Genomic DNA, 18329 nt, shown 5'->3' with positions numbered 1-18329 from the left:
ACCTGCCACTGACAAAACCGCCAGAGGCCCAAACACAGCCGCCAAGACAAGCCAGCCCGGCGCGGAAGGCTCCGAAGAATAGGCTCCGAAGAATAGGCCCCGAAGAAGCTAGTTCTGCTCCGACCGGTGGAGCGGCAGGGTCACCGTAAACGTGGTTCCGGCACCTGGCTGACTGCTGCACCGGATGGTCCCGCCGTGGCTGTCGACGATCGCCTTGGTGATGGATAGGCCAAGCCCCACGCCCGGAATGGACGACTCCCGGGCCGCAGCAGTGCGGAAGAACTTGCCGAAAATCTGTGTGGTCTCATTCGGCGACATCCCGATGCCGGTGTCCTGCACTTCGAGCAGAGCCGCGTCGCTGTGCTGCCGTGCGCGTACGGTGACCGTGCCGCCGTCGGGCGAGTATTTGATGGCGTTGGAAATGAGGTTGTCCAGCACCTGACGGATCCGCAGCGGATCCGACGTGGTCCACAGGATGTCGGGAACATCCGCCTCGAGGGTCACTCCGGTGCCTGCGGTCTGCGGCCACGCCGATTCGATGCTGTGCTCAACGAGGCCGGTGAGATCGGTTGGCCGCAGATGGACGCTTGCGGCGCCGGACGCGGAGGCAAGCAGGTTGGACACCAGCGCGTACAGCCGTTCCGCGTTGCGGCGGGCAACGCAGAGCTGGTGGGTGACGTTTTGCGGGAGATCGTGATCGTCGTCGAGCACCAGGTCAAGATGCCCGATGATCGAGGTGAGCGGCGTCCAGAGTTCGTGCGACACGTTGGACACGAAGTCCTCTTTGGCGCTCAGGGCCTCCACCATGTCCGTCACGTCGTTGGAGACGATCACGGATCCGGTGAACCGGCCGTCGCCGTCTTTCATGGCTGTCGCGGCCGTAGAGACGGCGCGCTGGTTGTCCTTCGGCCCGAGCCACACGAGGTAGTTGGCGAACGTCTCGCCGGCTGCGGCACGCTGCACGGGATACCGGGCGGTCGCCACGGGAGTGGATTTGTCCGCAGCGTAAAGGTGGCTGGCGCCGTCGTCGTCGTTGGTATTGCCTGCCTGGACGAGGAGGTCATAGGAGCGCTGCTGGCGGTTGGTGTGGGTGCGGTTGCCGTTGGCGTCGAGGGCTACGAGGCCGACGTCGATTGTGTCGAGGATGGCTTCGAGGAGCAGCTCGCGCTCGTTGTTTTCGCCCTGGAGGCGGTCTACCTCGGCCTTCGACGCTTCGAGTTTGCGCTGGCTGTAGACGGAGTTCATGCTTGCGAAGCGCAGCGAGGTCCACACCGTAGCCATGGCCACACTCAGCAGCACGGCCGTGCCGACCTGGCTCAGCGGCGCGAGCCCCAGCAGGGGAGCAACGCCGAGGATGAGGAACGGGCCTGCGAAGCTGGACAGCAGGCTCAGTGACGGCTTCATCCCGGACGCAGACAGCCAGATCACCGGGAAAATGGCCAGGAGGCTCAGGCCCGGAAGCACCTCAGCTGCGCCATTGCGGGTCAGCGAGATGGCCACGAAGTCCAGCAGCGGGATGGCTACGTAGGAACCCTCGCGGAACTTCTCCCATGGAGCCAGGAAGGCCGCCGCCAGCAGGCCCGCGTGCAGGAGGAGCCCGCCAAGGAACAGGGGATCTACCAGTAGGGAGGGCGCCACGATGGCAGCGATGATGGCGATGACGGCTACCAGGAGCGCCAGGGGCAGCTCGCAGAGCCCCACCCGAGTGCGGAATTGCAGGTTCGAGTAGGCGCGCTTCACTTTCAGGAACATCACGCGATCGCTCACGGTGCCGCCTTGGCGCGCGCACACAGAACAGTAGGGACATGCCTCCGAGACCAGGACATACCATCCATTATGTGGCCACCGGATACAGCAGAAGGACCATAACTCCTAACCGGTTCACAAAGTTCCCTTATTGTGACCGTAAACACCTTTGCACGCGTATGCTGTGTAGCACGTTGCGGCGGTTCACTGCTCGTCGCGGTGTTTCGTCCTTTTGTGATGAACTGAACAACCACAGTTCTGTCGGGGCCAGGAGGAGATAGTGCCAGATCCAGGTGTGGCGGTAGTCGTCGAGGATGATCTCGACGTTCGCAACCTTGTGAGCACTGTGCTCACGCAATCGGGATTCGTTGTCCACACCGCTGCCGAGGGCCGCGACGGTGTGGCAGCGGTCAAGGAGCATAACCCGACGCTGGTCACCCTCGACGTGGGGCTCCCGGACATTGACGGCTACGAGGTGCTTCGCCGCATCCGCGGTCTCAGCGACTGCTACGTGATCATGCTGACCGCGCATAACGAGGAGATCGACACTCTCACCGCGCTGCAGTCCGGCGCCGATGACTTCGTCACCAAACCCTTCCGCCCGCGTGAACTGCGGGCGCGCATCGCCGCAATGCTGCGCAGGCCGCGCGGCGGACTCACCGAGGAACAGCCAACGACGACGACGGCGCCCGCCGCTGAGGAGCCAAACCTTCCGCCACGTCCGGATTCAGTGCTGCGGCACAACGGCCTCGAGCTGGACAAGGACACGCGCACCGTCACCGTTCGTGGTGAGGAACTGGTGCTGACCCGCAGCGAGTTCGATCTGCTGCACGAGTTGCTGCGCAGCTCCGGCGCCGTGCGGACCAAGGGCGACCTGGTGCGCGTGGTGCGGGGGCAGTACTACCGGACCGATACGTATATCAGCGAGGCCGATGAGCGGGCCATTGAGGTTCATATCGGGAACCTGCGCCGAAAGCTGGGGGAGGACTCGCGAAGTCCCCGCTGGCTGATGACCGTGCGGGGTGTGGGCTACCGGCTGGTGCCCCGGCGCGTGGACTGAGTTTTCAGGGCTTAATTCTTACGGCTTGTTGAGGTGCAGCAGTCTTAGCTCACGCATGGTGCGTACTCCGCATCGGTGAACATGCGGGAGTGCAGCCTCAGCCTCTTCGAGTTTGCCCTCACGGAGCAGTTTTTCCAGCGCGCTTGCCAGCGTGACAAGCTGGGTGGCTCCAACCATGGTGGACGTGATCTTCAGGCTGAGCACGGCGTCGAGTGAGGCGGCCTGGTTCCGGCGCGCAATGGCGGAGGAGATTCGCAGGTCGCGTTCGTCCCAGACGGCCACGTAGTCGCGCACAAACGCCCGGGCAGCGGCGGGGCTGTCGAGTTGGTCCTCGAGGTCATGGAGCACGTTGGGATCCACGAGAGGTGTCCTGTCTACACGGTGGCTGCCGCCCGGGGCTCTCCGCGGCTCAGCGCCGACGGCGCGCAGGGACTCTGCGTCGTCGTCATCTGCGCTGGGGCGGGAGAGGGCCATGGGCTAACGCTACTTTCACAAAATGGGAGAAAAGCGGGAATTGCATGATGCTGTGCAAACATTGCGGAATTCTTCGGCTTGCGTACTAACTGGATTTGAAGCTTGGGGTTACGAACCGCTGAACGTCGCGATTGCGTTGATGACTGCGGGTCCGAGAATGATGATGAACAGCACCGGGAAGATGAAGAAGAGCAGCGGAAAAAGTACCGTGACCGGTAGCTTCATCGCTTTTTCCTCGGCACGTTGGCGCCGTTTTACGCGCATCACCTTGGCCTGCGTGCGGAGCACGCCGCTCAGGGCGATGCCGTAAGCGTCAGCCTGCACAATGGCTTTCACGAAGCTGCGCAACTCCGGGATGCTGGTGCGGTCGGCGAGGGCGAGATAGGACTCGCGCCTGCTGCGCCCTACCTGCATATCCTGCAGCGTTCGGACGAGTTCCTCAGCGAGCGGGCCTTTGCCGGTCTCGCCGGCCCGCTGCATGGCGCTTTCAAAGCCGAGGCCAGCCTCTACCGAGATGAGCATCTGGTCCAGCGTGTTCGCGAGTTCCAGCTGCATCGCCTTTTGCCGTTCCTGGCCCTTGCTGTAGAGCAGAAGGTCTGGGATGAAGTAGGCGAGGACAGTCACGAAGAGCGCCAGCATCGTGATCATGGGCTTCTGGGCAGCGCTTGCCATGAGGTAGCCGAGTCCGGCTCCCACCAGGCAGAGTGCCGGCTTCGCCCCGAGTACCTTGCCGAGCGGCATGGATGCCGGTCTTCCGGCCAACGCGAGCAGCTTGTCCAGCTTCTCAACGTACGACGACGGCGTGAGCTTGTAGCCGAAGCGCGCCAGGGCGCCGGAGGAAGTCTTCTGAACATCGTCCGCAGCATGGAGCCCGCGGCTGAGGTTCGCCTGGATGGTCTTGTACGTCTTATTACCCGGAGCGAGCAGCGCCCACCCCAGATAGCCCAGGGGCGCAGCCACGAGGAACAGGGATGTCATCAACACTGGATTCATGCCGGCCTCCTAGAACTTCAGATCGATGATTTTGCGGAGCCACAGGCACCCGATGGTCATCATCACCACGGAGGCGCCGATCATCACCCAGCCGAGCGGATTCTCAAACAGCGGGTTGATATAGCCGGGGCTGACCACCGTGAGCATGCCGCCAATGGCGAACGGAAGCGCTACAAGGATGTACGCCGAAAACTTGCCTTCTGCCGCCAATGCCCGGATCTGTCCCTTGATTTCGCTGCGCTCACGGATGGTGGCACCAACCTGATCGAGGACGTCAGCAAGGTCGCCGCCGACTTCACGGTTGATCTGGATGGCTTGGGCAATCCAGGCGAAATCCTCACTTTTCATCCGTTTAGAGGTATCCATGAGCGACGCCAGCAAGTCCTTGCCCAGACTGGTTTCAGTGACTACGCGCCGCATTTCGTCCGAGGTAGGTGCGTCAGCTTCAATAGCAGCGGCATCAATGGCCCGCAGGATACTGTGCCCAGCGCGCAGACCGCCGGTGAGGAGTTGAAGGGTGTCGCCGAGTTGGTTATCGAACTTTGAGCGGCGCCGCCCGATTCGAAAGACCAGGGCCAGATGGGCGACGACCGGAGCTAGCAGGAGGAAGAGAAGGCCCAGCAGCGGGCCGCCCACCAGCAGGCCGAGCGCCAAGCCGGCGATGCCGCCGGTGATGACGAGCAGGAACATGTCGGCCTGTGTAAGCCGCACGCCGGCCGTTTCCAAGAGCTCCGGCCGGTACAGTCTTTGCGGTCGCTTCTTGAGGAAACGTTCCATTGCACGTACGGCGGATCCGGCGAACTTGCTGAGCTGGGAGTCCGACTCTTCCACCGGTGGACGGCGGCGGTCCAGCGGAACCGCTGATTGTGCAGGACGGGTGGCGTAGAACAGGAGCCCGAGAGCTGCGAGACAGAGTCCCCCGCCGTACAGGAACAGCAGCGTCATCTGCTTACCTCTGCCCGATCAGCGCGGCACCGAAAACAGCGGGGGACACGGTGATGCCCATGTCCTCGAACCGTTCCATGAAGCGGGGCCGGATGCCGGTGGGGATTGGCTTACCAAGGAAGCGCCCGGAGGAGTCAACGCCGGCCGAGTAGTCAAAGACGAAGGCGTCCTGAAGGGTAACAACGTCGCCCTCCATACCCTGCACCTCTGTGACGTGGGTGATACGGCGGGTGCCGTCGCGCAGGCGCGAAATCTGGATGACCAGGTGCACAGCGGATGCAATCTGTTCGCGGATAGCTCGGAGCGGCAGGTCCATGCCCGCCATCAGGACAAGGGTCTCCAATCTGGCGATCGCATCGCGGGGCGAGTTGGAGTGCACCGTCGACAGGGAGCCGTCGTGACCGGTATTCATGGCCTGCAGCATGTCGAGGGATTCACCGCCACGGACCTCACCGATGACGATGCGGTCGGGCCGCATACGCAGTGAGTTCCGGACCAGGTCGCGAATGGTGACCGCGCCTTTGCCCTCGGTGTTCGGGGGGCGGCTCTCGAGGCGCACAACGTGTTGCTGCTGAATCTGCAGTTCCACGGCATCCTCGATGGTGACAATGCGGTCACCATGGGGAAGGAAGGAGGACAGTACATTGAGCAGCGTGGTCTTACCGGTACCCGTACCGCCGGAGACGATGATGTTGAGCTTTGCCTTGACGCAGGCATCGAGCAGTTCTGCCATTTCCGGGGTGAGCGTCCCGAAGCTGATCAGGTTTTGGACCGTCAGTGGGACCTTGCTGAACTTACGGATGGTGAGTGAGGATCCGTTCACCGCTAGCGGAGGGATTACGGCGTTCACACGCGAGCCATCTTCGAGGCGCGCGTCAACATACGGGGAGGATTCGTCAATACGCCGGCCGACCTTGGAGACGATGCGTTCAATGACGCGGCGCAGATGTTCCTCTGACTTGAAGCTAGTGTCGGCGAGGACAAGCTGACCACGGCGCTCGATGTAGATCTGATCGGAGCGGTTGACCATGATTTCGGTGATGTCCTCGTCGTCGAGGAGCCGCTGAAGTGGTCCGAAGCCGAGGACATCATCGGCAACATCCTGAATAAGACGGCGTCGCTCATCAGGGGTCAACGGGACCTGCTCGGCATCAATGACCTGGCTCAGCTCCTCGCGCGCGGCGGCGCGGAGGTCCTCTTCCTTCAACGTGGAATCGCTGAAGCGGGAGCCCATGCGTTCATAGAGGGCTTCGGCTGCGCGCTGCTTGATGCCGGCGAAGACATCGACGCGGGCGGCTACCGGCGCTTCCGGTCCGGTGGAAGTCGCCGAACCGACGACGACGGCGCCGTGAAACGCCGGTTCGGTCGCCTCACCTGCGGTGTGTGTCGGCGCCGCGTGCGCGGCGGTCGCAGTAGCGGCAGGCGCACGAACGGAAGCCGCGGGTGCGGAAGCTGTTGCAGGGGTTGACCCGTTGGCCTGATTCAGACGGTCGGAGAGTTTCACCGGATCACGACCCGCCGGTGGGCTTTACGCTGGTTGCCCTGCCGCCATTCCGGCGTGAAGCGCTGGACCAGTCCGCGGAGGTTCTTCGTGGCGGGGTCGCGCACTTCTTCCTGAAGCAGGGGAACGCCGCGGTTCGTGGCAAGGGACAGCGCGCGGGAGCGCGGAATCGAGACGTCGACCGGTGCGCCGAGGGTTGCCTCAATGTCCTGCACAGAAAGGCCAGTCTTGGAGTCTGCAAAGTTGAGGACCACGTGACGGGTTTCCGGGATGAGATTGAGCTTGTTGAGAATGTCTAGGCCTGACCGAAGGCCGCGGACGCTGGGCACATCCATGCCGGTGACCCACACCGCGTCTGTGCTCTGTTCGAGCGCAGCGAGACTGTGTTCGGTCAATCCCGGGCCGGTGTCAAGGACAACGTATGGGAATTCGGCGCTGAGCTGCTTGATCAGTGCGCCGAGCTGTTCTGCAGTTATGCTGTCGGCGTCGGCCGGATTACTTGGAGCGCACAGAGCGTAGATTCCGGAGGGGTGAGGTGTCAGGAAGGCCTTGAGTACCATGGTGTCGGAGCTTGCAGAGCTGGAGACGGCGTCGCGTACCGAGTACTCGGGGTTCAGGTAGAGGTTCGACGCCACGTCGCCGAACTGCAGGTCAAGGTCCACGAGGACCACGCCCATGGGAGCAAATTTGCCGAGACCGACGGCGATATTGGACGCGATGGTCGTCTTGCCGACGCCGCCCTTCGGCGAGAAGACGCCGATGACCAGCCCGTGCTCTTGCTTGGGAGGGACGGCAGACTGAACGAACTCTGCACGCTGGCGGCTGGCAAACGCCTGGCAGGCGCGCTCCAGCAGCAGGCGGACGCTCGGAATGTCAGCGGTGGGGTCGATGACATCGCGGATACCGGCACGCATCGCAGCGAGCGCAATGCCAGAGTCTTCTTGCGCGACGAGCACCATGCTGAGGTTCGGGAACCGAACGTCGACAATGGTCGCGAGGCGCAGCGCGCTGTCCACAGCCATGCCCGGACCGAGAATCAGCACTTCCGGCTGCTGGACCGAAAGCAGATCCAGCAGGTCACCCGGCTGTGCCAGAAGCGCTGGTTTGACGGCGAGTACTTCGCCGGGAAGGCCGGCAGCGGTCGCTAGACGGACCTTCTGCTCGAACGCGTGATCGGCAGTAATGAGGAGGAAACGGCTCATCGGTACAGCTCCTCGTCATTGACAATGAATGGGGGAGCGTCGCCTTCGGCGGCAGTTGCCTTGCTGAGCCAGATGGATTCGAACTCGCTGGCGAATACCAGGCGGGTGGCTTGATCGGGGTTGAGGGCGATCGTCACCATCAGGGAACCGCTAGGAAGTTTCTCAGCTTCTGCTGCTGCTTTTTCTTCCTCGGTCAGTTCAGTTCCCTCGGCTGCAGGTGCTGCTGGTGCAGGTTCCGGTGCGCGCTGAACCGCCGAGACGAGAACTCGCGGTACAACCAGCTGGGTCGTCTCGCTCGCGCTTCCGCCTTCTTCCCCCTCCTCTTCTCCGCCGCCCATTGACATGAACACGCCGACATAGTCACCGGGAGTAATCAGACCGCCGGCGATACGCTGCGGTTCGACCAGAATCGATACCTCGTGCAATCCGGCAGGCACTTCCACAGACCCTGGGGTTACAAGATCTTCCGGATTTACGAGTCGTTCGGTGACTAACTGTTCACCCGGTACGAGGTCTACTGCTGTTACCAGCCCAGCAGAGCTATCTAGGTTCGCGAGGGCAGTATCTGCAACAGATGCGCCGGGAAGCTGCGTGGTTGCTACTGAGGCAGCGAGGTCTGCAACCGGTGTTCCTGCAGGAACGGTTGCCTGCACAACCAGCACATCAACCGGTTCAAGATCCTGGACGGCACGGGCTTCTGCACGGTTGGCATAGCTGAACACCATCACCGCTCCAACGAGGGCGAGAACAACAGCGGCTATGCCGGCGATGAGGCGGGACTTCACAACGAGCTCCAGTTTTCAGGGGTGAATCAGCTGACAAGTTTCACTACGGTTGCCCCGTAGCCGGTAATCGGACCAAGTTCGTAGTCACTGGACAATGCCGTATAGGTGATGAATCGTCCGATGATGCCTCGGCAGGAGCCGGAACAGGCGTTTGTGCCTGCCCATTCCGTCCTGTTGCGGAAGGTAAGCGGTAGGTCGCTGCTACCGGCGAATTTCCACCCTTCGACTTTGAAAGCCGCAAAAGCTTCAACATCGTAAGAAGTGCCGGACCCAGTGCCTGATACTGATTTGAAGACCGGTAGCAGCACAACAACGTCCTTGCTGGCCGTTATATCGGCGGCCCACTGGTTAAGAATCGTGTTGCAATTAGACGGGCCATCATTGCCAGTGTCAGCGCCGCTCTCGTTGATAGTGAGATCGATGTAGGCGCCGCATTTTCCAGGTTCCTGCAGGAGCCACCCGAATCCTCCGGGTGTGTCACCTCCGGAAGGGGTGGTTGGGCAATCATCGTTCGCGTTGGTGCCATGGCTCTGGATGAGCTGCTGACTTCCGTCGATGAGCAGGGTAGTGACCTGACACTTGGACATCGTCAACGGGAAGGGTGAGGTACCTTTGCTGGGGCTGCCCCAGATAACCGTGGATTTCGCGACAACGGATGATGAAGGGATACCGAGAGCGCCGGCGAAGAAGAGGGTAACGTCATTGTCCGTACGTCCCGCTTCAATCGGATCTGCAGTAACCGTGACTTTGCGGTTCGGAACGTCGAGGTTGATGGACTGAACATTGCTCAGTCCGTCCAACGAGTTTTTGTCCGCCAGGTCCTTGGCGAGCGGGGATGCGCTGGAGCATTGAGGAGCTGCCTTCGCGCAGGCTTGAGCGATGCTGAGTGCGCCAGCGTCAGCGCCGTTCTGCAGCTGGGCCTTTTCGGAGTAGAGGAGACCCATATCCACCGCTAGCGCAGCGAATCCGAGTAACACAACCAGGAGGATGGCAACTATCACGGCTACAGCTCCGCGCTCGTTTTGCCCTTGCGGTATCGCTACCCGCCGCATTGCATGACTCCTTTACCGGTCATGGTGAAAGGTCCCGCAATTCCGGTGAGCGTGCTGAGGGTATACGAGATCGTCATAGTGACCTGCCGGCCGGCTGCGCAAGTCGTGGGGCTCGGGCTCGTGGCCGGTGTAGTCGCGAATGTGAAAGCGAAGGACGGGTTGGTACTCGTAATTTTCAATGTGGAAGCGGCGTTCTTAGCCGCGGTTACGGCGTCGCCCTGGACGTTGTTGATGGCCATCACGCGCACGCCTTCGCGGGCGGCATTGGTCAGCGTAACCTGAGCGTTGTAGGCCCTACCGAACTCCATAATGCCAAGGAGAAGGAGGATTAGGACCGGAAGGAGGAGCGCCATTTCAACAGCGACGGCGCCCTTTTCGTCGTTTCCTTCCACTTGATGCCTCTCTCAATGGTTGTGCTGTGAATCGAACTGGGCGAGGAAGCACCTCGCCCAGTTCGAGGAGATAAATTAGAGACAGGTGGAAGCAGTCGAGCCGACAGGGGCGGTGTAGGTCTTACCGCTGATGGTGCACTGAACGTTCTCGAAAGAGGTGTTCAAATTGCCACCGAGCAGGCTGACGGCAGTGATGATGACAACGGCGATGAGGGCAACCATGATGCCGTACTCGACGGCGGTGGCGCCGGTCTCGTCGCGGTTGGTGCGAGCCTTGATGGTGGACTTGGCGTCTGCCAGGAATGCTGTGAGCATTGGGGTTCTCCTGAGTACGAGGTGGTGTGGCTGGCGTTTCACCAGCTCTGCCCAAAAAATTAGCAGTGGAAATCCCCGAAAACTCCAAGTTTGAACCAATCCTGAGCGAACCCTATCCGTGGTCGCTTTTCCTGCGTTCTTTCTTGCGCTTTTCCTGCGCTAGCGTCAGGACTTTCGTCGCCGCCGACCCGTGTAGGCAGCCGGAACGTCGATCATTCCGGAGGCACTTTTAGGCGCTGAAACTGCCGCCGTCGAGCCCGCACCCGCACCAAGAATGCGCCCATCGTGCAGCTCCAGTACCCGGTCCGCACGCTGCATCAGAAGCGGGTCATGGGTGGAAACAATCGCAGCCACCTCATGACTGTGCACGAGGTCGCTGATGAGGTCCATCATGGTGCCGGCAGTCACGCTATCGAGCTGCCCGGTGGGTTCGTCAGCAATCAACACCTTCGGCCGGTTCGCCAGTGCCCGAGCCAGCCCAACACGCTGCTGCTGGCCGCCCGACAGCTCCGCCGGCCGCTGATGATGGTGCTTCCCCAATCCCACCAGCTCAAGCAGCTCATCCACCCGTGCCTGACGCTCGGCAGCGGGCATACCGACCAGACGCATTGGCACCTCGACGTTCTCCGCAGCAGTCAGGATGGGAATCAACCCAAACGACTGAAACACGAACCCGAGACGCGTCTGCCGCAGCGTCACCCGGTCCTGCTCCCGCATCGCCGTCAGTTCCACATCCCCAACAAAGACGCTCCCGCTGTCGGGTTCATCCAGCCCACCGATGCAGTTCAGCAGCGTCGTCTTTCCCGAACCCGACGGCCCCTTGACCACCAGCAATTCGCCCGGAGCAACCGACAACGACACGTCGGTGCACGCATGCACAGCACTCTCACCGGAGCCGTACGTCTTCGACACCGCATCCGCACGCAACGCTGCAACAGCGGCGCTCATCGCGTCTCCTCCGAATTACATGAAGCAGAAGGACCATCAGCGGACGCCGGCGTCACCCGCACATGATCCGGCTCCAGCCCCAACCGCACACGATCCTTCATATCCAGGCTCTCCATAAACTCCTGCGGCAACTGCAACCGCCCCACCCTGTCGATCACGGCGAACTCCTCGGCAATCAGGTGCTCATCGCCGTCGTTATTCAATCCGGTCCGGCGCAGAGTCTCCGTAGAGCAGCGGCCGTCACGGATCTGCACCGTCCGCTTCACGTGCTCAGACACCGTGGGATCGTGCGTGACAATCAGCGTCGTGGTACCCAGCTCCTCATTGACCCGTCGCATCGCCTCCAGCACTTCCGCGGAGGTGTGCTCGTCCAGCTCGCCGGTCGGCTCATCCGCCAGGATCACCTTCGGCTCATTCGACAGCGCGACGGCGAGAGCCACTCGCTGCTGCTCGCCCCCGGACATTTCCTGCGGCCGTCGATCCCGGCAATGCGCCACCCCGGCAAGCTCAAGCAGCGAAGCAACCCGAGCATCGGCATCCTTCCGGCGAGTGATGGCCATAGGCAGCGCCACGTTCTCGGCAGCGGTGAGGTAGGGCAGCAGGTTTCTTGGCGTCTGCTGCCAGATGAACCCAACCGTCTCCCGCTGATACCGCGAACGCTCCTTGCGGCTGAGTCCCAGCAAATCCACGCCCGCCACCTGCGCCTTCCCGGCGGACGGACGGTCCAGGCCGGACAGGATGGTCAGCAGCGTCGACTTCCCGGAACCCGACGCTCCAACCAGAGCAGTCATCTCACCCGGCATGACCGTCAGGTTGAGCCCCTGAAGCGCCTGCACCTCAATGCCCTCGCCCTTGAAGATTCGCACCACGTCCTCACACAGGATGTGCGGCTGCGTTTCGTTTCCCACCGTTATCACCTCAGGTATCCGTCATTCGAAGAACCGCAGCCAACCGCTGCCGCCGACCAGCAGCCACAGCACCCGCCACCGAGACAAGCACCACCACCACAAACCCAACCAACAGGCCCAGCAACAGCAGGGGATTCAGTGCCAGCGGCGGCTCCGCAGCACCGCCGGTAAACGCCGACAGGTCAATCGCACCCAGAATGACCAGCGGCAGCAGCAGCCCAAGCGCCGTACCCGCCAGCACCGCAGCCCCGGTAATCGGTCCAAGCTCCCACAACATCAACGCACCATCACGACGCGGCGGAAACCCCAGCGTACGCAGCAGCGCGATCAACCGGTTGCGGGCCGGCGCGTTCACCACCGACGTCATGACAATCGTCAACGAACACAGCGCGGCCATCGTGCCGATCACCGCCCACAACCCAAGCTGGAGCCCCCGCCCGGACGCCGATTCCAGCGTCCGCTCAACCTGCTGCTCCGGAGTCTGCTGCGAAACGGGCACGCCGGCGATGTCCGCAACGGCATCCATGACAGCTTCAGAAGCAGCGCCATCGTGCAGGTCAGCCAAAAGCACGGACGGTTCAAACGTCCGCTCCTGCACAGAGCCGATTGCCTGCTCACCCACCAACATCCAGACCGACGACGCCGAGAACACCACGTCCTCCGGCCCAAGGCCCACCACCTCTGCATCCACAGACGTCCCGCGGTAACGCAGCTCGATAGCCGTACCTTCCGCAAGCTCCAGTGCAGGCGACGCGATTACAGGTAGAGCTCCGTCCGAAGCATCGCCCTCCAACGCGTTCAGCAACGCCGGCGGGAATGCGCCCCCGAGGTCGTCCTGCACATCAAGCACTGCACCGGGATCGGCCGCGAGCAGGTTCACGTCCTTGGTTTGCCGGCCGCCCGTCTCAGCACGCAGGGTCCCCAGATCCGTCACCGCGGCCACCGACGCGACGCCCTCGACCGACCGGATCTCCTCAACCTGCTCCACCGAGAACGGCGGGCCCTGGACGCGGAGGTCAGCACCGACGTCGGCCTGTGCCGCATCGGTGACTCCCTCACGGAACGTCGACAACAGCACGCCGGAAAAGAGCACGACGGCGAGCCCCACGATCAGCGCCAGCACCGGCACCAGCCCGGCACCGGGGGAGCGCACGGCACGCGAGGCTCCCAGGAACCCGACCAGCCCCGGACCCCGCCTTCGAACCCGCGCAAACCACTCCAGCGGCAGCGGATACAGGCGCAGCACCAGCACGCACACGGCCAGCGCAATGAGCAGGGGCGTCGCAGACAGCAGCGGATCTACCTCGCCATACTCCAACGCCCCCTGCGCGAGCCCCCGCTGCGTGAGCAGAACCGTGGCCATTCCAGCCAGCACGACGACGGCGGCCTCCGCACTCACGCGCCACCGGTTCCGTGCAGAGGCGCCAAGATCCTGCCGCAACGAAGCTTCCGGACGATGCTGGACCGCCATCAGCACTGCGGGCACAAAGGCCGCCAGCACCGGCCACAGCAGGTGCGCCGGCGAGAACGGCACGGGCACCAGCAGGAAAGCCGCCAGCGCACCGAGCACGGCAGCCGGGATGCCGAGCAGCAACCCGTCCAGCGCCAGGGCGCCGCGCAGTTGCCAGTAGCTGGCCCCGCGCGCCGACGCCAGAGCCAGCGCGCCCCGCCGTCGTTCGAGGAGAAGCCGTACGGCAAGGGCGGCAGTTGCCAGGCACACGCCAAGCGGCCCGGAAGCCAGCAGCGCGAGAATCTGGTTGGTCGACGCGGCACGCTGGGTGGCATCGGCTATCGCGTCGGGCGTTTCGGACCCGAAAACGACAGTGGTCGGCAACGGGGAGGTGGAGGGAACGGTGTGCGGGGTTCCGAGGAACTCACGAACCTGCGCGGCGGTTTGCGGCGCTGTGCTGGCGGTCAGGGAGTCGGTGGACACCGGGTACCAGTAGGAGGTCTGCACATGGTCAGCCGCTCGCGAGAGGAACGGGAACGCCCTGGGGGAGACGAAGGCCGTTGCATCCACAGCGGTGCCGGTGTCCGGATTGAAGTCCTCGGCCGCGGAGAGCAGCGTGTTGTTCAGGCTCCAGTAGGGGGAATCGGCGTCCTTCGGCGCGTAGATGCCGCTCAGCACAATCGGCTGTGACCGCACCTCGTTGCCCTCATTCCCGGGTTGTCCGGGCAGGAAGACGGCGACGTTCCGCTCCTCGCCGACCGGCCACTTCGCTGACGCGGCGGAGTCCCGCGAGAGGATAATCTCCACCGGATCCTCGCCGTACTGATCCGGCGGCGGCCCCGGCAGCGCGCCCTCCACCAGTTCGATGTGCTCGAGCGCCTGCACGTCAACGGCGTAGTTCAGCACCAGTTCGCGGATACCGTCGGGCAGCGGCCCGATGCTCGAGTTGACGCCGGTAGCCAACCAGCGGCCCTTCCCGAGGACTGAGCCAAGCGGCTCGGCCAGGTCTTCCCGAATGGTGGCGAGTGCATCCTCGGTGGCCCCGTCAATGTCCGTCTCGTCGAAGGCGCGGTCGAAGTCCTCAAGCGGCGGAAAGGACGTGCTGAATGCGCGGACTGCCTGCTGGGATCCCGCAAGCTCGGACACCGACTCCTGCAGGTCCGCCGTATACATCGAGTCCACCGCACGCGGCCATGCGCACAGCAACGCCGAGACCACCAGCACAATCGACGCCACCAGCACCGAGGGCCAGCGGGAGTGCCGGAACTCGCGGCGCAACAGCCGGTACAGACTCACAGCGCATCCACCGCCAACGCCGGCGTGAGCGCCTGCCGCTTCACGCGCTCGCCGTAAAACCACGCCGCAAGCACGAGAATCAACACCTGCACCGCGAGCACGCCCAGCAACGGCACGACGGCGATCGACAGCGGCGCCCGCAGCGCCTCCGACGCATTAACCACCACCGCCTGCGCCAGCAGCGACACGGTCAGCGCTGCCACTCCCAGCCCGGTCAGCAGGCCCAGTACGACGGCGGCACCCCCTACACTGAGCACCTCCCCCCGGCGCCCGCGCACCTGGTCGCGGGCCTGCATGCCGAGCGCTCGCAGGACGGCCACCTCGGAGCGCCGGGATTGCACGAGGGTCACGATGCTGGCCGTCAACGCCGCACCGCCCACGAGCAGCGCTCCAATCGCGCCGATCCAGAGCGAGGTGCTTGCCGGTGCCAGAAAGCGTCCGATGAGTGAGTTGTCCGCCGTGGAGACGGTTGCGCCGGGTCCGACCAGGCTGGCGGCAGCGCCGGCGGTGGCGGTCCGGTCCGTTGACGCGAGCCAGACTTCTCCCGGCCTCGGAGGAACGGGTGAACTGGCCAGCGACGCGTGACTGTAGGCCTGCAGATCCACCAGGACGGCGCTGCTCTCCGTGGTCCCGGGCAGTACGGGTGCAACCGCGGCAACGACGCCGTCGATCTCGACGCCGCCGGGACGCAGCGACACTGGGTCACCCACCGTCAGGTCGAGGTCCGCGAGCAGTTCAGTGGTGAAGGCCACCGGAAGAGGCGGCGCATCCTGAGCTCCGACCATGAGCCGGGCCTGCGCGGTGCCGAACGTTGAGCTCTCCTGGGGGAAACGCACGCCGACGCCCGTCTCCAGCGGCAGCACACCGGACTGCGCGGACCCGAACGCGGCGGACGCGAGCCGCAGGTCGGAATCCTCGGTGAACCGGCCCTGCCCGGTACCGATGCCGCCGTCGCTGGACACGCTCGTGATTTGGAGCTCGTAGCCGCGCGGGGCTTCGGACGGGTCCAGGGCGAGGTCCACCGCCGTGATTGCTGCCGGGCGCAAGTCCTCGGGCAGCGTGAAGGACAGGGAATGCGCCTGGTTCCCGGAACCGGACAGAACGAGCGTGCCGGCTGGCACAGGCACCAGGAGCCCGGCCTCCGAGCGGATCCAGACGGTGACGGAGGCAGAGCGGGCGGCAGCGCCGTCGTCGTCCGGTGTTTCCGAGGTGCCGCGCGAGGTGAACTGCAGACGGACCTGGGTGGCGGACGGCGTCAGGGTCAGCGTCGGTTCGGGGACGGGCGGTTCGAAAGCGAGGGCGCCTGCAAGCTCCCCGACGTCCACCAGGTTGGCGCCGTCGTCCAGGAGCCCCGGCAGCGACCCGGCATCAACGGCGAGCAGGGGAGCGGTGATCGATGCCAGCCGCGCTTCGCCCCGGTAGGCGAGGGAGGCCGCGGTCACCGCCTCACGTTCGGCGAAGGTGTTCAGGGCCGGAACGTCATCAGCGGACCGGATGACCAGCGGACCGGGCACCGCGACACGCACGTCCGAACCATTGCCCAGCTGGGATGCCGCTTCCTGGGACCGGCTGGTGGTCTGCGCATACGCGGCAGTGAACGTGGCGGTGCCCACCGTGACGGTGACCAGCGCGATCGGAATCACGTAGGACGCGATCCGCCGGGACACCTGCCGCGCCGCCAACGGCACCCCGAGGGTGGTCCGCGAGGACGTCCGGCGCTCTACCCGGCGGGCCAGCCACGCGGTGATGACCAGGGCCAGCGCAGTCCCGGACAGGAGCAGCAGGGCAGGAGCGGGAGCGGCGAGCGGGTTGACCCTGAGGGCGCCGCTGCCGGACTCCACCAGCGGCGACCGGTACAGCCGGAACTGCCAGAGCGAGAGCGCGGTCGCAGCAACGAGCAGCGCCAGCACGCCGAAGGAGGCCACCCGTGCCGTACGCGCTGCATCTCCGCCCGGACTGTGCTCACGCAGAGCGTCAAGCACCGCAACCGCGACGAACACCAGCGCCGTGATGCCCGCGCACAACACCGGCACGCTCCAGCTGGCCGAGGCAAACTCAGCCATCCCCTCGACATACTCCGTCTCATTGCCGGTAGAGAGCAACGGACCCAGCACGACGGCGGCAACCCACCCGAGCAGGCAACCCGCGACGGCCAACGGCACCACTTCGAAAGCGGCGACAGCGGCGCGCTGGCCTGTCGTTGAGCCGCGGGCACTGATCAACGAGTCTTCTCCGGCACGCGTGTCGGCCAGAAGCCGCGCGAATTGGACCACCGTCACCGCGCTCAGCGCCACCAGCAGAAGCAGGGCAATGGGAAGGACAGCCCGGACCGACTGCGTTGCATCCGCCGCGGAAGCCAGCAGGCCGCCGAGTTCACCGGACGGGATCACGCCGCCGTCGTTGATTGCTGGATCGCCGCTCAGCCGCTGCGGCAGCTGGCGCAGCCCCTCAGCCAGCCGGGACAGCTCCGCCGCTGAGACCGAGTCCGCATCCACCGTGAACACCCACTGGACTTTCGGCTCACCACTCAGCGCAGGAATGGTCTGCGGAGGAACGACGACGGCGGTGGGCACCGATTCCGCGCCCTGGACGGGCACGGGGTCGAGGAAGGCGGCGTCCGGGCCCACGGGATTCAGGGTTGCCACCAGCTCGAGCCGGACCGTTCCCTCAGCACCCTCCACGGCGAACGTGTCACCCACGGCGAGGCCGAGGGATTCCGCGGTCGAAGTCTCCAGGGCAGCGGGAATGGGGCCGGTTCTGTTGAGTTCACTAGCGGCACCCGAGGTGAGTGGTGCGAGCGAGCCGGCTGCCGGCGTCGTCGTCGGTGTCCAGCCGACCGGCAGGAAGGTGAGGTCAGCCGGGAGGTTGGTGGCGCTGCCGCCGGAGGGCACCAGCGGGCGGGGCGGTGAATACGGTGCGGTGGAGATGGCGAGGCCGTTGGGAAGTCCCAGTTCGGCGAAAGCGGCTTCGGCGGCTGCCTGCTGCGCAGCGGCGTCGTCAGCGATGGTGGTGTGGATGCGGAAGAAGCCCTGCGCGCCGGAGGCTGAGGCCCCGGAAGCTGAGGCGAGGGAGCGCAGTGCCTCCGTTGCGGCCAACTGGGTGAAGCCGCTGATGCCGGCGAGGACCGCCGTCAGCATTGCGAGGGTCAGCGCAATAATGGCCAGAAGGCTGCGGCGGGCGGCAGAACGGCGCGACGCAAGTTGGACCAGCCGCACTCTTCGCCCTACCCCCTAGATGAACCTCCTGCCATCCTATGCTGATG

At 64.3% G+C, this 18329-nt stretch carries 15 protein-coding genes; 1 reads left to right on the top strand and 14 read right to left on the bottom strand.

All coding sequences use genetic code 11. From position 1 onward, the window contains the following. Window positions 1–108 precede the first annotated feature (108 nt). Window positions 109–1767, bottom strand: a complete 1659-nt coding sequence (locus ACZ2GY_RS12215; protein WP_471672003.1) for a sensor histidine kinase — start codon at window positions 1765–1767, stop codon at window positions 109–111. A 259-nt stretch (window positions 1768–2026) separates the two neighbouring features. Here ACZ2GY_RS12215 and ACZ2GY_RS12210 point away from each other — a divergent pair, with 259 nt between their 5' ends. Next, window positions 2027–2806, top strand: coding sequence for a response regulator transcription factor (locus ACZ2GY_RS12210; RefSeq protein ID WP_471672002.1), 780 nt, complete (start codon window positions 2027–2029; stop codon window positions 2804–2806). Between the two features lie 18 nt (window positions 2807–2824). Here ACZ2GY_RS12210 and ACZ2GY_RS12205 read toward each other — a convergent pair whose 3' ends face one another. The 13 genes from ACZ2GY_RS12205 to ACZ2GY_RS12145 all read right to left on the bottom strand — a co-directional run bounded on the left by ACZ2GY_RS12205 (window position 2825) and on the right by ACZ2GY_RS12145 (window position 18282). Further along, window positions 2825–3280, bottom strand: a complete 456-nt coding sequence (locus ACZ2GY_RS12205; RefSeq protein ID WP_277359588.1) for an Hpt domain-containing protein — start codon at window positions 3278–3280, stop codon at window positions 2825–2827. A 108-nt stretch (window positions 3281–3388) separates the two neighbouring features. Further along, window positions 3389–4273 (bottom strand): type II secretion system F family protein, encoded by an 885-nt coding sequence (locus ACZ2GY_RS12200; RefSeq protein ID WP_471672001.1) that lies wholly within the window; start codon window positions 4271–4273, stop codon window positions 3389–3391. 9 nt (window positions 4274–4282) lie between these two features. Further along, window positions 4283–5212, bottom strand: a complete 930-nt coding sequence (locus ACZ2GY_RS12195; protein WP_471673591.1) for a type II secretion system F family protein — start codon at window positions 5210–5212, stop codon at window positions 4283–4285. Between the two features lie 10 nt (window positions 5213–5222). Further along, window positions 5223–6722, bottom strand: a complete 1500-nt coding sequence (locus ACZ2GY_RS12190; protein ID WP_471672000.1) for a CpaF family protein — start codon at window positions 6720–6722, stop codon at window positions 5223–5225. Beyond that, on the bottom strand, window positions 6719–7921 hold the full coding sequence (locus ACZ2GY_RS12185; RefSeq protein WP_471671999.1) for an AAA family ATPase: 1203 nt from the start codon (window positions 7919–7921) through the stop codon (window positions 6719–6721). The genes ACZ2GY_RS12190 and ACZ2GY_RS12185 overlap by 4 nt, the downstream gene beginning before the upstream one ends. Further along, on the bottom strand, window positions 7918–8706 hold the full coding sequence (gene cpaB / locus ACZ2GY_RS12180) for a Flp pilus assembly protein CpaB (RefSeq protein WP_471671998.1): 789 nt from the start codon (window positions 8704–8706) through the stop codon (window positions 7918–7920). The genes ACZ2GY_RS12185 and cpaB overlap by 4 nt, the downstream gene beginning before the upstream one ends. Window positions 8707–8732: 26 nt before the next feature. Next, window positions 8733–9707, bottom strand: coding sequence for a Tad domain-containing protein (locus ACZ2GY_RS12175; RefSeq protein ID WP_471671997.1), 975 nt, complete (start codon window positions 9705–9707; stop codon window positions 8733–8735). Between the two features lie 38 nt (window positions 9708–9745). Continuing rightward, window positions 9746–10150 (bottom strand): TadE/TadG family type IV pilus assembly protein, encoded by a 405-nt coding sequence (locus ACZ2GY_RS12170; protein WP_471671996.1) that lies wholly within the window; start codon window positions 10148–10150, stop codon window positions 9746–9748. A 75-nt stretch (window positions 10151–10225) separates the two neighbouring features. After that, the gene (locus tag ACZ2GY_RS12165; RefSeq protein WP_471671995.1) at window positions 10226–10465 is read right to left on the bottom strand and encodes a Flp family type IVb pilin; all 240 of its coding nucleotides are present in this window, start codon (window positions 10463–10465) and stop codon (window positions 10226–10228) included. Between the two features lie 165 nt (window positions 10466–10630). Next, window positions 10631–11413: an ABC transporter ATP-binding protein gene (locus ACZ2GY_RS12160; RefSeq protein WP_471671994.1), complete on the bottom strand. Its 783-nt coding sequence runs from the start codon at window positions 11411–11413 to the stop codon at window positions 10631–10633. Beyond that, entirely contained in the window at window positions 11410–12321 is a 912-nt protein-coding gene (locus tag ACZ2GY_RS12155) for an ABC transporter ATP-binding protein (protein ID WP_471671993.1), read from the bottom strand. The genes ACZ2GY_RS12160 and ACZ2GY_RS12155 overlap by 4 nt, the downstream gene beginning before the upstream one ends. 10 nt (window positions 12322–12331) lie before the next feature. Next, entirely contained in the window at window positions 12332–15067 is a 2736-nt protein-coding gene (locus tag ACZ2GY_RS12150; RefSeq protein WP_471671992.1) for an FtsX-like permease family protein, read from the bottom strand. Beyond that, complete coding sequence (locus ACZ2GY_RS12145; protein WP_471671991.1) at window positions 15064–18282, bottom strand: ABC transporter permease; 3219 nt, start codon at window positions 18280–18282, stop codon at window positions 15064–15066. Before ACZ2GY_RS12145 ends, ACZ2GY_RS12150 begins: the two co-directional genes overlap by 4 nt. Between the last annotated feature and the right edge of the window lie 47 nt (window positions 18283–18329).

Source organism: Arthrobacter sp. KKT183 (assembly GCF_055657625.1).
The sequence above is the reverse complement of the archived record's forward strand: the minus strand, read 5'-3'. Positions and strand labels throughout refer to the sequence as shown.

What these genes read in the sequence shown, in the direction of transcription:
- ACZ2GY_RS12160 (WP_471671994.1), bottom strand. Translation starts at nt 11,413, where the DNA reads ATGAGCGCCGCTGTTGCAGCGTTGCGTGCGGATGCGGTGTCGAAGACG.
- ACZ2GY_RS12200 (WP_471672001.1), bottom strand. Translation starts at nt 4,273, where the DNA reads ATGAATCCAGTGTTGATGACATCCCTGTTCCTCGTGGCTGCGCCCCTG.
- ACZ2GY_RS12205 (WP_277359588.1), bottom strand. Translation starts at nt 3,280, where the DNA reads ATGGCCCTCTCCCGCCCCAGCGCAGATGACGACGACGCAGAGTCCCTG.
- ACZ2GY_RS12165 (WP_471671995.1), bottom strand. Translation starts at nt 10,465, where the DNA reads ATGCTCACAGCATTCCTGGCAGACGCCAAGTCCACCATCAAGGCTCGC.
- ACZ2GY_RS12185 (WP_471671999.1), bottom strand. Translation starts at nt 7,921, where the DNA reads ATGAGCCGTTTCCTCCTCATTACTGCCGATCACGCGTTCGAGCAGAAG.